General features: G+C 32.6%; 17 protein-coding genes. 4 read left to right on the forward strand and 13 right to left on the reverse strand.

What is annotated here, in order from left to right:
- Positions 1 to 9: 9 nt before the first annotated feature.
- On the reverse strand, positions 10 to 1,383 hold the full coding sequence (gene dnaB, locus ANASTE_RS07615; protein ID WP_007050422.1) for a replicative DNA helicase: 1,374 nt from the start codon (positions 1,381 to 1,383) through the stop codon (positions 10 to 12).
- 36 nt (positions 1,384 to 1,419) lie between these two features.
- Entirely contained in the window at positions 1,420 to 1,863 is a 444-nt protein-coding gene (rplI, locus tag ANASTE_RS07620; RefSeq protein ID WP_007050423.1) for a 50S ribosomal protein L9, read from the reverse strand.
- Between the two features lie 190 nt (positions 1,864 to 2,053).
- On the opposite strand from rplI, the gene gatC reads away from it, so the two are divergent.
- Together gatC and ispE are read left to right on the forward strand one after the other, a co-directional pair.
- Positions 2,054 to 2,338, forward strand: coding sequence for an Asp-tRNA(Asn)/Glu-tRNA(Gln) amidotransferase subunit GatC (gatC, locus tag ANASTE_RS07625; RefSeq protein WP_007050424.1), 285 nt, complete (start codon positions 2,054 to 2,056; stop codon positions 2,336 to 2,338).
- A gap of 27 nt (positions 2,339 to 2,365) precedes the next feature.
- Positions 2,366 to 3,250, forward strand: coding sequence for a 4-(cytidine 5'-diphospho)-2-C-methyl-D-erythritol kinase (ispE, locus tag ANASTE_RS07630; RefSeq protein ID WP_007050425.1), 885 nt, complete (start codon positions 2,366 to 2,368; stop codon positions 3,248 to 3,250).
- 128 nt (positions 3,251 to 3,378) lie between these two features.
- Here the strand turns inward: ispE and ANASTE_RS07635 are convergent, their stop codons facing one another.
- The 3 genes from ANASTE_RS07635 to ANASTE_RS07645 form a co-directional block, all read right to left on the reverse strand.
- Positions 3,379 to 4,224, reverse strand: a complete 846-nt coding sequence (locus ANASTE_RS07635) for a DegV family protein (protein ID WP_007050426.1) — start codon at positions 4,222 to 4,224, stop codon at positions 3,379 to 3,381.
- Between the two features lie 2 nt (positions 4,225 to 4,226).
- Positions 4,227 to 4,673 carry a MarR family winged helix-turn-helix transcriptional regulator gene (locus ANASTE_RS07640; RefSeq protein ID WP_007050427.1) on the reverse strand — a complete coding sequence of 149 codons (447 nt, stop codon included), beginning with the start codon at positions 4,671 to 4,673 and terminating at the stop codon, positions 4,227 to 4,229.
- 111 nt (positions 4,674 to 4,784) lie between these two features.
- Positions 4,785 to 5,264 (reverse strand): sigma factor-like helix-turn-helix DNA-binding protein, encoded by a 480-nt coding sequence (locus tag ANASTE_RS07645; protein ID WP_007050428.1) that lies wholly within the window; start codon positions 5,262 to 5,264, stop codon positions 4,785 to 4,787.
- Positions 5,265 to 5,490: 226 nt separating this feature from the next.
- Here ANASTE_RS07645 and ANASTE_RS11470 point away from each other — a divergent pair, with 226 nt between their 5' ends.
- Positions 5,491 to 5,874 (forward strand): helix-turn-helix domain-containing protein, encoded by a 384-nt coding sequence (locus tag ANASTE_RS11470; RefSeq protein ID WP_052294608.1) that lies wholly within the window; start codon positions 5,491 to 5,493, stop codon positions 5,872 to 5,874.
- Positions 5,875 to 5,900: 26 nt separating this feature from the next.
- Here ANASTE_RS11470 and recR read toward each other — a convergent pair whose 3' ends face one another.
- The 8 genes from recR to ANASTE_RS07690 form a co-directional block, all read right to left on the reverse strand.
- Entirely contained in the window at positions 5,901 to 6,506 is a 606-nt protein-coding gene (gene recR / locus ANASTE_RS07655; RefSeq protein WP_007050430.1) for a recombination mediator RecR, read from the reverse strand.
- A gap of 1 nt (position 6,507) precedes the next feature.
- Positions 6,508 to 6,855 (reverse strand): YbaB/EbfC family nucleoid-associated protein, encoded by a 348-nt coding sequence (locus ANASTE_RS07660; protein WP_007050431.1) that lies wholly within the window; start codon positions 6,853 to 6,855, stop codon positions 6,508 to 6,510.
- A 15-nt stretch (positions 6,856 to 6,870) separates the two neighbouring features.
- Positions 6,871 to 8,808 carry a DNA polymerase III subunit gamma/tau gene (dnaX, locus tag ANASTE_RS11475; RefSeq protein WP_007050432.1) on the reverse strand — a complete coding sequence of 646 codons (1,938 nt, stop codon included), beginning with the start codon at positions 8,806 to 8,808 and terminating at the stop codon, positions 6,871 to 6,873.
- The gene (locus ANASTE_RS07670; RefSeq protein ID WP_007050433.1) at positions 8,808 to 9,221 is read right to left on the reverse strand and encodes a Mini-ribonuclease 3; all 414 of its coding nucleotides are present in this window, start codon (positions 9,219 to 9,221) and stop codon (positions 8,808 to 8,810) included. The genes dnaX and ANASTE_RS07670 overlap by 1 nt, the downstream gene beginning before the upstream one ends.
- Positions 9,203 to 10,609 (reverse strand): cysteine--tRNA ligase, encoded by a 1,407-nt coding sequence (gene cysS, locus ANASTE_RS07675; protein WP_007050434.1) that lies wholly within the window; start codon positions 10,607 to 10,609, stop codon positions 9,203 to 9,205. Before cysS ends, ANASTE_RS07670 begins: the two co-directional genes overlap by 19 nt.
- Positions 10,610 to 11,086 (reverse strand): 2-C-methyl-D-erythritol 2,4-cyclodiphosphate synthase, encoded by a 477-nt coding sequence (ispF, locus tag ANASTE_RS07680; RefSeq protein ID WP_007050435.1) that lies wholly within the window; start codon positions 11,084 to 11,086, stop codon positions 10,610 to 10,612.
- Between the two features lie 27 nt (positions 11,087 to 11,113).
- Entirely contained in the window at positions 11,114 to 11,326 is a 213-nt protein-coding gene (locus ANASTE_RS07685) for a zinc ribbon-containing protein (protein WP_007050436.1), read from the reverse strand.
- Between the two features lie 68 nt (positions 11,327 to 11,394).
- Positions 11,395 to 12,468, reverse strand: coding sequence for a hypothetical protein (locus ANASTE_RS07690; RefSeq protein ID WP_007050437.1), 1,074 nt, complete (start codon positions 12,466 to 12,468; stop codon positions 11,395 to 11,397).
- A 129-nt stretch (positions 12,469 to 12,597) separates the two neighbouring features.
- Between ANASTE_RS07690 and pepV the strand changes: the two genes are divergently transcribed.
- Positions 12,598 to 13,977, forward strand: coding sequence for a dipeptidase PepV (pepV, locus tag ANASTE_RS07695; protein ID WP_039945363.1), 1,380 nt, complete (start codon positions 12,598 to 12,600; stop codon positions 13,975 to 13,977).
- Positions 13,978 to 13,981: the final 4 nt, after the last annotated feature.

Here is a 13,981-nt window from a genome sequence, read left to right on the forward strand (position 1 = left end):
TTTCATCTCCTAAACTAAATTATCATCACTATACGCTTCAGAACTCGTAGGATCATCTTCAACGGTGATGAATTTTGTGTATTCTCCATGGAACTTAAGCTTAACGGTTCCAACGCTGCCATTTCTATGTTTAGCAATTATTACTTCCGTAGAATCATCCTCACTCTCCGGATTATAATATTTATCTCTGTATAAAAGCATTACAAGGTCGGCATCCTGCTCGATCGCTCCCGACTCTCTAAGGTCTGAAAGCATAGGTCTTTTATTCGTTCTGGCTTCCGGTCCACGGGATAACTGACTAAGAGCTATTACCGGACATCCAAGTTCTTTTGCTATTCCCTTTAAAGTCCTTGAAATAGTGGAAATTTCCTGCTGCCTGCTCTCAACTCTTTCATTTATGGTCATAAGCTGCAAGTAGTCAATGATAATTAGATCCAGACCTTCGGTAGCTTTAAGCTTTCTGCACTTTCTTCTAAGCTCTCCAACAGAAATCCCCGACGTATCATTAATAAACAATTTTACATCATTTTCTCTTATTGTCCTTACCATATCGTATAAACTCGACCATTCGCTTGGGAATATATTTGCTATCCTAAGTCTTGAAGAATCCACTTCGGCTTCCCCTGACATAATTCTGTTAGCCAGCTGTTTCGTAGGCATTTCAAGTGAGAATATTGCAACTGCCTGCTTATGTCTTATAGCCGCATTTTGAGCTATATTAACAGCAAGCGCGGTCTTACCCATACTTGGTCTGGCGGCGATAAGCACAAGATCCCCTTTTTGAAATCCGGATGTAATATCATCTATTGCTTCAAAACCGGAAGGAACACCTATGACTTTTTCATCCAGCTTTTGAATTCTGTTAAGTTCATTAACAGCATCGCTGACCGCATCTGATAGTTTTGTAAAATCGGTAGTATTATTATCCATGGATATATCATAAACCGACTTTTGAGCTCTTTCTATCATTGAAGACGCATCATCTTCATTTGCATAACATTTATCTATGACATCTCCAAGTTCCCTTATAAGCCTTCGCCTTATAGATTTCTCTTTTATGATATCACAGTAGTGCTCTATATTATTTGTCGATACTACACTATCACCTATTTTTGTTAAAAATTCATAACCGCCTATCTTATCAAATACACCATTTTCTTTCAGTTCATTTGAAAGAGTAAGCGCATCTACAGCCTTACCTCTGTCCGAAAGGGCCAAAACTGCTTTATAAACCCATTTATGCTGATCATCATAAAAATCATCTACACTTAAAACTTCTCTTACTACACTTATAGTTTCACTGTTTATTAATGTGCATCCAAGAACACATCTTTCCGCTTCACTGTTATGAGGCATAACTTTTAAGCTTAGTTTATCTGCCACTTCCCGACTCCTTACTCGATTTACTATATATTTTAATTATTCACTTACTACGTTGATTTTAACCATCGCTTCTATATCTTCAAAAAGCTTTACTTTTACCTTATGTTCGCCTTCGGTTTTGATATTGTCCATTACGATTTTTCTTTTATCAACCTCTGCCCCACTTGCTTTCTTTATAGCATCGCTTACGTCCATTGATGTAACAGAGCCGTAAAGCTTTCCGTCAGGACCCGATTTTGCCTTTAAATCAACAGATATTTTTTCAAGTTCAGCTTTTGCCTTTTTCGCATCATCGATTAACTTTTCTCTGTTTTCATTTTCAAGCCTTATTTCTTCTTCAAGCTTTTCTATATTTGCTTTTGTGGCTTCAACTGCCTTACCGTTCTTAAGTAAGAAATTATTTGCATATCCGGTTTTTACATTTTTGATTTCTCTTTTTTTACCTATACCTTTTATATCTTCAAGTAATATAACTTTCACGTCTAATCCTCCATACTGTATTAATTATTAAACATTATAGCACAGTTTATATTAAAATTATAATGGTTTTTGATTAAGAAAACATTAAGATAATCAGATTTAAAGGTTAGTTTAAGATACTTCCTTGACTATTCAATCCAAAAAAAGTAAAATATAGAATAATATAAATTATAGGATAAAGGAGTATATTATGAAAGTAAGTAAAGATGATGTACTATATACTGCATCTCTTGCCAAGATTGATATAGATGAAAAAGACGTTGAGGCATACAGAGATACTCTTACAAAACAGCTTGAATATGCTAAATCTTTAGATAATGTAGATACAGAAAATGTAAAACCTTTAGCACACGTACTGGACCTTGAAAATGTAGTCAGAGAAGATGAAGTAAAAGAAGGACTTAACATAAAAGAAGCTTTACAAAATGCACCGGATAAAGACGGCAGATGTATTAACGTACCAAAGATGTTATAAATTTTTTTAAGTAAGCGAAGGTAAAACATGGATAAATTACAAATTAAAATACCCGCAAAAGTCAATCTCGGATTAGATGTAGTGGGTAAAAGAAAAGATAATTATCATGATATTAAAACAGTAATGCATTCAATCAATATTTACGACTATCTAACTTTCGAAAAATCAGAAAAAATTGTTATTACCTGCAATAATGATGAAGTTCCAAGAGACGAAAATAACATAGTATATAAATGTATAAAGGAAATCTCTACACTTAAAAGTGATAGAGATTTATTATCCGTGCATATAGAAAAAAGGATTCCGGTATGCGCAGGACTTGGAGGCGGCAGTGCAAATGGTGCAGCGGCCTTAATTGCTTACAATAAAATTTATAACCTTGATTTAAGCAAAGATCAGTTATGTGAAATAGGTAGAAAGATCGGTGCTGATATACCATTTTTGATCCACAGCGGAGCAGGGATGTGTGAGGGGATCGGTGAAAAAATAAGACCCATATATCCATATATACCAAGCTATATAGTCCTATGCAAGCCTGATTTTGGTGTAAGTACAAAGTTTGCATATGACCTTATTGATAATGCCACTGATTTAAAAAGACCGGATTTCACAGCTTTGATGAACGGGCTTTTAAATTCGGATAGAAAGAAACTTAAAAAAGGACTTATAAACGTTTTTGAACCTTTTGTATTGGAAAAATACCCCGAAATAAGATATATAAAAGAAAAGTTTGAAAAATTAGACGCAGTCGGAGTACAAATGAGCGGTTCGGGTCCAAGTGTTTTTGCTTTATTTGACAGCTTGGAAAAAGCTCAATTTGCATATGAAGAATTTTTCAAAGAATATAACACAGTATTTTTAACAAATTTCACGGAAAGTGATAATTCACTTCTTACATATGAATTGAGATAAATTTATAACATCGGTATTTAACCGATGTTTTTATTATTAATAAATATTATTATCTGCATATACAGTCAATGCTTAAATTAAATAAAATAATACTATTATATAAAAAAAGAAAGTCGTTTGACTTTCTTTTACTTTTCTACCACGGTAAACCCAAACGTTCCGCTCCCCAAATGAGCACCTATTGTAGGTCCTATATTATAAATATCATTTTCATTTATATTTTCATCTATTGATTTTAATTTTTTTATAAGTTCTTCACAGTTTTCTTTCTCATTTGAATAAGGGAAATATGCGGGATAATTAATATCTCTGTCTATTTTTTGATATTCTTTTACCATTTTTTTATAAGCCCTGGCTTTTCCGAGAGATTTATCTTTCATAAAAAGCTTACCTTCACTGTCAATACTTATGATAGGCTTCATATTTACAGCCTCGCCTAATGTAGCCTGAGCTTTCGTCAGCCTTCCGCCTTTATGCAGATATTCCAAAGTATCCACCATAACTACAGAACGAAGTTTTGTAACCAAATAAGATAATTTCTCGTATATTTCTTTACCGCTTAGACCTTCATCTCTGAGTTTTACGGCAGTATCAACCAATAGCCTTACACCTGTTACGGCATGAACGCTATCTATGATAAATATATTATCATAGTCTGCAATTTGCTTTGCAATATTTGCACTCTGAACCGTACCGCTTAAACCGCTTGAAAGTAAGATCGCTATTATGTCGTCTCCCGCTTCTTTTGCTTCATGAAAATACTTAAGAAATTCTCTCGGTGCAGGCTGAGCGGTTTTAGGAAAAATATCGGTATTCAATAATTTATCGTAAAAACTATCTTTATCTATATCCACCCCGTCATAATAATGTTCTTCCTCAAAAGAAACCATTATAGGTACAAATAATATATCTTTTTCTCTTATTTCATTTTGTTCATAGTCCGATGATGAATCCGTTAAAATTTTTACTCCCATATTTACCTCCTATGCAGCAAACTGACATATCCCGATATCTCATTAAAAATATCGGTTGCATTCCTTGCCTTATCCTTTCCCAAACTATATACAAGTTTATCTATAAGCTTTAATACCATATTATATTCTTCTTTATATATATCGATTTTATCTTCATTTAAGGATATATAAATAACTCTTTTATCTTCTTTACTTTTTGTTCTTTTGACAAGTCCTTTATCTACAAGTCCGTTGATTATTTTATTTATCTGAGATTTCAATAAACTCGTCCTGTTACATATTTCTTTTACTGAAAGTCCTCTTTTATTATTTCGATCTGTAAGTTCTTTATATAAAATATGACATAGCACACCTTCATTAAAAGATAAGTTAACCATGTATCTTTTATTCCTTAATATTGTTGAAAGATTGATCCATGAATCCAAAAAATCTTCGCTTACAGTATCCATATATCCCTCCAATTAGTTCACAAAGTAAACAATTAGGTTTTATTATATATAAAGTGATATACTTTGTCAAATAAAAAAAGACTTTGAAAAATATTCAAAGTCTAAAATAAATTAATTTTTATTATTTCTGTTACTATTCCTCGTTTCCTCCATTTCTTCACTGGTCACTCCCCATAAAACCATTCCTATTTTATTTACGGCTCTCTTACGAACTCTGCTCCCATATTCTCTGGAGTATCCTAAATTATCACTTATTTCCGTCATCCTCTGCATTTTAAAATATCTCATAACAATTACTTTTCTCTCTAAATCCGTAAGACATTCCAAAGCCTTCTCTATTTCAAAAACAAGTGACTGCTTCTCTTTTAATTCCTTTTGAAGAAGTATTTTAAAATCTGCAATATTTGTAGCTTCCGCAGCAACAAAATCATTATATATCCTGTTTGAATTAGTCGCGATATATATCGATCTTGAAGGAAGAGAACCGGGTTCGAGTTCTTCCAATCTTTTTTGAATCATTTCTATCCTTTTAATCAAAAAAGGATAGTCATATAATCTCTTTTCCGTTTGTTTATATAAATCTGTTTTCATAATAAGCCTCCTGCAACAATCATTACTAAATCGAACGTTCTTTCTACACTTGTAGATTATCACACTGTATGTGTGATTGTCAAGCAAAATTATTCATTTTGTGTGATTTTATTGATATTTTTCACACAATTAGTTGATTTCTGTATTGAAAATAATAACAAACTGTGATATTATTAAGGTGGATAAAAGAAATATATTATCTAAATCCTATATTTGGAGAAATAAAATGAATACTATTGGGGATAGAATAAAGGAACTTAGAAAAGAAAATAAATTGACCCAGCAGGAACTCGGCGAAAAACTCGGTGTACATTCCAATACAATAAGTATGTACGAAAAAGGTAACAGAAAAGTATCTGCTGAAATGGCAAATAAACTAAGCGAAATATTTAATGTAAGTGTTGGTTATATAACAAAAGGAGAAGACAATAAAAAAATCAAGGATAATTATACTTCTCTCGATGAAAGTTTATTAAATGATGAAAAATATTTAAACCTTACCCTTAAAAATCTTTTAAAGGATTCTACGATGGTAGCTTTTCAGGATTACAAAAGTTGGAGTGTGGAAGATAAAAAAGAATTACTTTTGATTTTACTCGATAAAAAATAAGAATCGTCTGGTATCAGACGATTCTTTTATATTTCGTTTCTTCCTATGATTGCATTTGCAAGTGTAGCTCCGTCGGTATACTCAAGGTCTGCCCCCTGAGGAAGTCCCTTGGCTATCCTTGTGACCTTAACATCATCAAAAGGTTTTAAGAGTTTCTTAATTACCATAGCGGTGGTTTCACCTTCTACGTTAAAACCTGTTGCAAGTATGACCTCTTCAACATCATCACTTGTACCAATCCTACTTATAAGTTCTTTTATCCTTATATCCTCTACCATGATCCCCTCCATTGGAGATATTACCCCTCCGAGGACATGATATAGCCCATTATACTCTTTTGTTTTTTCAATGGCTATAAGGTCTTTTGATTCACTTACAACCAATATCGTAGACTTATCTCTTTTAGTACTTGAACAAATATCACAAGGGTCTTTATCCGTTATGTTATAGCAAATAGAACAATACTTTAATTCTTTCTTTGCTACTTTGATAGCTTCGGATAAACTATCAACATCGCTTTGCTCCATATTTATTATATAATAAGCAAGTCTGCTTGCGGTTTTTCTGCCTACACCGGGAAGTTTTGAAAGTTCGTTTATTAAATTAAGTATAGGTTTAGAATAAACGCTCATTTTATAGTCCCGGGATATTAAGTCCGCCAAGTCCTCCCGTCAAAGAACCCATTTTGCTGTTTGCATCACTTGACGCTTTATTTAAAGCTTCGTTTACGGCAGCTGCAATCATATCACATATGATTTCGGCATCTTCTTCTTTTAACATATCAGGGTCTACTTCAATGGACTGAACTAGCTTTTCTCCGCTAACTACTGCCTTGACAGCACCGCCGCCGCTTGTTGCTTCATAATTTGTTTCTTCAAGTTCCTTTTGCATTCTTTCCATATCAGCCTGCATTTTCTGCATTTGTTTCATCATACCCTGCATATTGCCGCCGCCCATTCCATTCATTCTTCCTTTAGCCATCTAAATTTACCTCCATTATTCTTCACTGGCACCAAATATTTCCATTATCGATGCATCATAATCTTCATCTACATCCATGATATCTTCATCCACAACTATCTCATTGCTGATTTGAGATAATTCCTCATCGGAAATATACTCTTCTTCGTTGCTTGACATTATCTCGTCAAGATTGTAATCAGAAGCGATATTATCATTTACCGGTGGCTTCGAAACAACATCTTCTTCTACAGAGATATTCGAAGTTGCTTCCGGTTCTGGTTTGATATCATTTTTAATGTTTAAATCTTTTTTAAGACTCTTAAGACTGTTTTTACTGCTATCATTTTTATATCGTAATTTTATCTTTTTGTCAATATAAACAACATCTAAATTTCTGCCCGACTTCTCTTTTAAAATATCTTTAAATATTTTATCTCCGTCATTATCGAAATAAAAATCCATCATATTGAGTGCTTCACCGGGATATACAGTAAGCACATTATCTTCAAGAGATATAACTTTAAATTTATTTACACTCATACCGACGAGCGGATCCTTTGCACTGTTGATGATATAACGCTGTGTAAGGGATAAAATCTTATCAGCTTCTCTGATTTCTTTTTTATCCACCACTATTTCATTACTGTCGGGAGCTAACTTTTTAGGTTTATCTTTTAGCTCTATGATTTCTTCCTTCACGGGCATAACCCCACCGGAAAAATCCATATTCTTGATTTTTTCGATTTCTGATTTTAAATAAGATAAGCTGTTTACTTCTCTCTCTAAAGATCTTATCCTATCATTCAAAAGTTCGATTTGTTCGTTATCAACATTAACAGAAGTATTTGCACCGGTTTTATTATCAGAAGTATTATCCGCTGCACCGGAACATAAATTTATTATCTTTGCCGTAAATAAGAATTCCGGTTCGCTGAAAAACCTCATATCATTTTTAAGCTTAGCCAGCGAATATAAAATATCACTTATTCTTTTACTGTCTTCAAGTCCATTAAAACTTTCCTTTAATGAAGAGATATACGTACTGCTTTTATTTATTATTTTCTCAGGCTCTTTAACATTTACCGCTATGATTTTATTTGAGTAATATTCCATGAGCTGAGTTATAATGCTCCCGACTTCTCTGCCTTTGTTTAAAAAGTCATGAACGGCATTAAGGCTCTTATCCACATCATTTTCAAGAATACCCTTAGCTAAAAGGAATATTTCCTCATCGCTTATTAAACCCAGTATATCATCTGCTGTTTCTTTTGTTATCTTATTGTCTTTAACGACGGATATAGCCTTATCCAGTAAACTTAACGCATCTCTTAAGGCACCTTCTGTATTTAATGCAATAAGCTCCAAAGCTTCTTTTTCATACTCTATTTCTTTTTTATCAAGTATACTGGCCAAATGATTTACGACAACTTCGCTGTCTATCCTGTTAAAGTCAAAACGCTGACATCTCGATAGGATAGTGGGTAATATTTTATTTGGTTCCGTGGTTGCAAATATAAATACTATATGAGAAGGGGGTTCTTCCAAAGTTTTAAGAAGAGCATTGAAAGCTTCTGTCGTAAGCATATGGACTTCATCGATGATATAAACTTTATATCTGCCGAAATTTGGCATATAATTAACTTTCTCTTTCAAGTCTCTTATTTCATCGATACCTCTGTTTGAAGCTGCGTCTATTTCTACTATATCCGCACCGTCTCCGATATTAATATCATTACATGAAGCACATTCATTGCAGGCTTCACCCTCTTTATTATTTAAACAGCATATACTTTTTGCAAATACTTTTGCGGTAGAGGTCTTACCGGTACCCCTTATCCCGCTGAAAAGATAGGCATGAGAAATAGAATCATTTTTTATCTGATTCTTTAAAATGTTTACTATATTGTCCTGACCTATTATTTCCTCGAAATTTTTAGGCCTGAATTCTCTATACAAAACAGTGTAGCTCATTATATTACCTCTGCCTTTTTGTATTCAAATATTTTATCCATAAGTTCTTTTATTCTATCCGTATCATCGAGTAAATACAAATACCCGAAAACACATTCCAGAGCCGTAGCAAGCCTGTATGTAGAAATATTTACACTTTTTGATGAATGCTTTATTTTCGTATTTCTTCCCCTTAGGGCTACTTTCATTTCCTCTTCGGTAAAATAATCCTTTAAAAAAGAAAAAATATCGGCTTGATAAAGGGCAGAGACGTAATTCATACTCATTTTGTTCAAGTCTTTTACGCCTCTTATACCAAGCCTGATTAATGTCTTTCTTATATTTACTTCGTAGACACTGTCACCGAGATAAGCAAGTTCCTTGCTTCCTATAGATAAAATATCTTTCTTATTATCTACTTCTCTTTGTGCCACTTTACACCTTCTCTGGTATCTTCCAAAACTATGCCTTTATCAAGCAAATCATCTCTTATTTTATCTGCGAGTGCAAAGTCTTTATTCTTTCTTGCGTTCTGTCTTTTTTCAATCAGTTCAATGATTTCATCTTCAAGGATCTCATCTTCCTTTTCTTTTGTAAGTAAGCCCAAGACTCCGTTTAGCTCCATATACATTTCATAAGATTTCATTATCATTTCCTTAGATGAGTTTTCATTTACATTTGAATTTATATCTTTACTGAGGTCATAGATAGTACTTACCGCATTTGCAGTATTGATATCATCTTCCATCGCATTCTTGAATTCTTCTCTGTATTTAGGAAGCGAGTTGATAAATTCTTTTTCATCTTCTTTTAAATCTTTATCTTTTGCTTTATCAAGCAAGTATAAAAGATTTTCCTTTGTATTATATAGTCTGTTAAGACCGCTTTGTGTCTGCTTTAATATATCAAAAGAAAAATTAACGGGAGTTTTGTAATGAGCTGACAGCATAAATAATCTTACGACTTCCAAATCAAAATCTTTTGAAATGTCTCTTACCATAAAAAAATTACCTTTTGATTTAGACATTTTCTCGTTATTTATATTTATATATCCGTTATGAACAAAATAATGAACGAAATCTTTTCCGTTAGCACCTTCGGACTGTGCTATTTCATTTTCATGATGAGGGAAAATCAAATCCTCACCGCCGCCGTGGATATCAATAGTCGAACCCAGATATTTTCTGCTCATGGCAGAACATTCGATATGCCATCCGGGTCTTCCTTTTCCCCACGGAGAGTCAAAAGCTATTTCACTGTCTTCTTTTTGTTTTTTCCAAAGAGCAAAGTCCAATGGAGATTCTTTTTCATCGTTGACTTCCACTCTCGCACCAGAGATAAGTTCATCAATAGGTTTCTTGGAAAGTTTTCCGTAATCTTTAAATTTACTTACTCTGTAATATACATTTCCGTCTACATTATAAGCGTAACCGTTCTTTTCCAAGTCACTGATCAAATCTATGATATCTCCGATACATTCGCTTACTCTCGGATGAACGGTAGCTTCTTTTATTCCAAGCCCTTTAGCATCCGTAAAATATTCTTTTATATATTTATCCGCAACCGCTTTACTTGTCGTATGTTCTTCTTTTGCTTTATTTATTATTTTATCATCAATATCAGTAAAGTTTTGAACATAATTGACCTTATAGCCTTTGTATTCCAAATATCTTCTCAAAGTATCAAAAATAATGAAGGGTCTGGCATTTCCGATATGGAAAAAGTTGTATACGGTAGGACCGCATACATACATATTTACTTCCCCTTCATTAATAGGTACAAATTCTTCTTTTTTTCTCGTTAAAGTATTATATAATTTCATTTATTCCTTCTCCTTAAGCAAACAAACACTGTAGGCTTTTATACCTTCTTTTCTGCCACTAAAACCTAGTTTCTCTTCCGTGGTAGCTTTTATACTTATGTTTTTAACAGGAGTATTCATAATAAAAGAAATATTTTCGCGCATTTTATCTATATAAGGCGCTATTTTAGGCGCCTGCATGACTAGTGTGACATCAGCATTATTAAGTTCATAACCCTCTTTAGCGATTAGATTACAAACTTCCTTTAATAAAAGCATACTGCTTATGCCTTTATATCTATCATCAGTATCCGGAAAATGCTTGCCTATATCTCCCAGAGCAAGTGCGCCAAGGATAGAGTCCATTAAAGCATGAACCAACACATCCGCATCGGAATGTCCTATAAGTCCTTCCGGATAATCTATTTTTTCACCGGCTAAAATGAGATCTTCATTCTTACCCAGTCTATGAACATCATATCCAAATCCTATACGCATTTTTTTACCTCTTTATTTATTTTATTTTTACGATTTCGGCACGAGCAGTCTTGTAAAAAATTTAGTAAAGCCTTTTTCTTTCTTTATACGAGGTGAGGGTCTGTGAAGCATGATCTCATTATCGCACTGAAGACATGTCAGTTTTACTATTTCCCCATCTTTATAAACGGCTCTGTGCATCGTATCTTCTAAACAATTTTCACAAAATAAATATGTTTCTACAACAAATTCTTTTGACATACGAATTACCCCATTTCTTATAGTTTATCATATTATGATGTAAAAATAAATTTATTTTTTCTTTAATGTTACAGAAGGATATCGTCGTTTATAATAACCAATTTAGAAGAAAAAGTTTTAGTAAACCCGCTTTTTTTATCAAAAATATTATACACATTTTCAAGTGAGAAAATATTTTCTTTTTTAAATACCAAATATCTTCCTTCGATCTCTCCGAGAAACATAAATGCACTGAATAAATCATTCTTTTGCCAAGAAAAAACTTTATTTATTTCACTATCATAAATTATTTCATTATCATAATTATTAGTAGCTTTAAAATAAGTATCTTCACCTAAATCTATGCTGTTTAAAAATATATTATTTGTTTTAACTTTTTTACTTATTTTTCCATTTAAAACATCGTAATATAAAATTTCATTTTCATAAAATGGTTTTGATAAAAATAAAACTACTTCATTAATTGTTTGTCCTATTATTGTTATATAATTCAAACCTTTATTTGACCTTAAAATATCATAAAAAATATCCTTTTTACTTACTATACTATGTATAAGTTCTCTTAAAGGTATCAAATAAATATTATTTTTAAAATTATTTTCATCATTTAAATCAAATGAAGTAAAAAAGTTTTTTATATAAAATTCTTCAATAACCACTATATCTCTGTTTTCATCACTGAAAAGCAACGGCGCATTTAATAAATTTTTCAAAACTATGTCCTCAACTAATATAAAATTATCTTTTTTATCATACATATATAGTACAAGCTCACTGTAATCAACGGATCTTAAGTAGAAAAAAACATATCCCTTCATCACAAAAAAATCTATAATCTTATCATAAGTCTTGATTTTAAAATCAAAAACATGAATGATGACATTTTTTTTAATTTTATAAACCGCAAGTTTATTCATCATCCTTCCCATAATATATATACTGTTGTCGTAATCATCTATTTTAAAATCAAAGTAATTATCGAACACTAAAATATCTCGTGCGATTCCTTTATCTTTATCATATTTTACCAATGAATATATATCATTTTCTGCGTCTTCACAAAATAAATAATACTCACTGTCAAAATGAGTAATATAACTGTAAAGCTTCCTATTATTAAAATGTAAGCATTGTAATTTCACATCTCTCTCCTTTAAAAAGTCTTTATTTAAATGTATTCTTTTACCATTTCTTTTATTAATAAAAACTTTGCTTTATAATTTACGTGTGATACAATGTTATTGATTCATGTAAACAGTTGGAGGAACGAAATGGATATAAATAAAAAAGTAAAATCATATGAAGAAAATATGATAAATGATATCAAAAGGCTTGTAAGCATAAAAAGTGTAGAGGAAGAGCCAAAAGAAGGAATGCCTTTCGGAGAAGGTCCCGCCAAAGCACTTAACGAGGCACTAAAAATAGCCGAAGAACTGGGATTTAAAACAAAAAATCTAGATAACTACTGCGGATATGCAGAAGTCGGAGAAGGGGAAGAGCTAATAGGTATATTGGGACATGTTGATGTAGTACCCGAAGGTGACGGATGGGATAACGACCCATATACACCTGTAATTAAAGACGGTGTTATTTACGCCAGGGGTGCAAATGACGATAAAGGTCCTGTCATAGCTTCACTTTATGCCGTAAAAGTACTTATGGATATGGGAACCAAACTTAATAAAAGAATAAGAGTGATTTTTGGTGCAAATGAAGAAACAGGATTTAGATGTATGGAGCATTACAAGGAAGTCGAAGAAGATTTAACTATGGGATTTTCTCCCGATGCGGCATTCCCTGTAATCTTCGGAGAAAAAGGTATCTGCCAAATAAATATAAAAGGTAAATACGAAGATGACAAAAAAATAAAAATAATAGAATTAAAAGGCGGGGAAGCCGCAAATGTAGTTATCCCTAAAATGATAGTCACTTTAGAAAATGACAGCGATATCGATATCGAAACTAAGTTCATGGAATATATTAAAGAACATAAGCTAACCGGAGAAGTGCTAGAAAAGAAAGATAATAAAATAACACTAAGACTAAATGCAGTGTCTGCTCATGCATCGACTCCGTGGGAGGGTAAAAATGCAGGAAGCTATTTAATGGAATTCTTAGGCTCTGTAATGAAAGATAATACTCTTGTAAATAACTATAACGACCTTATAGGAAAAGATTATTTGGGCGAGAACTCCGGTCTTAAAATGGAAGATGAATACGGACCCCTTACATTCAATACGGGGGTTATGGAAGCTAAGGACGGAGAGTTAAAATTAACCATTGACATACGTTATCCACTGACAGAAGATTTTGAAAAAGTATTTAATATACTTAAGAAATCATTCAGCGAAACGGGATATGAATTTGAAGTAATAGAACATAAAGCTCCTCTTTATGTTGAGCCGGACTCTCCTTTGGTTAAAACTCTTCAAAGTGCATATGAAGAAGTAACGGGAGACAGTAAAAACAAGCCATATACACTTGGCGGAGGAACTTATGCAAGAGCATTCGATAATGTAGTTGCATTCGGTGCACTTTTGCCTGATGACGATGAAAATGCTCATCAAAGCAATGAAACCTTTAAAGTTTCTACTTTGCTTACCGCTACTGAGGTGTATGTAAACGCACTTGAAAAATTACTAAAATTATAATGAT

The sequence above is a fragment of the Anaerofustis stercorihominis DSM 17244 genome (assembly GCF_000154825.1).
Lineage (GTDB): Bacteria > Bacillota > Clostridia > Eubacteriales > Anaerofustaceae > Anaerofustis > Anaerofustis stercorihominis.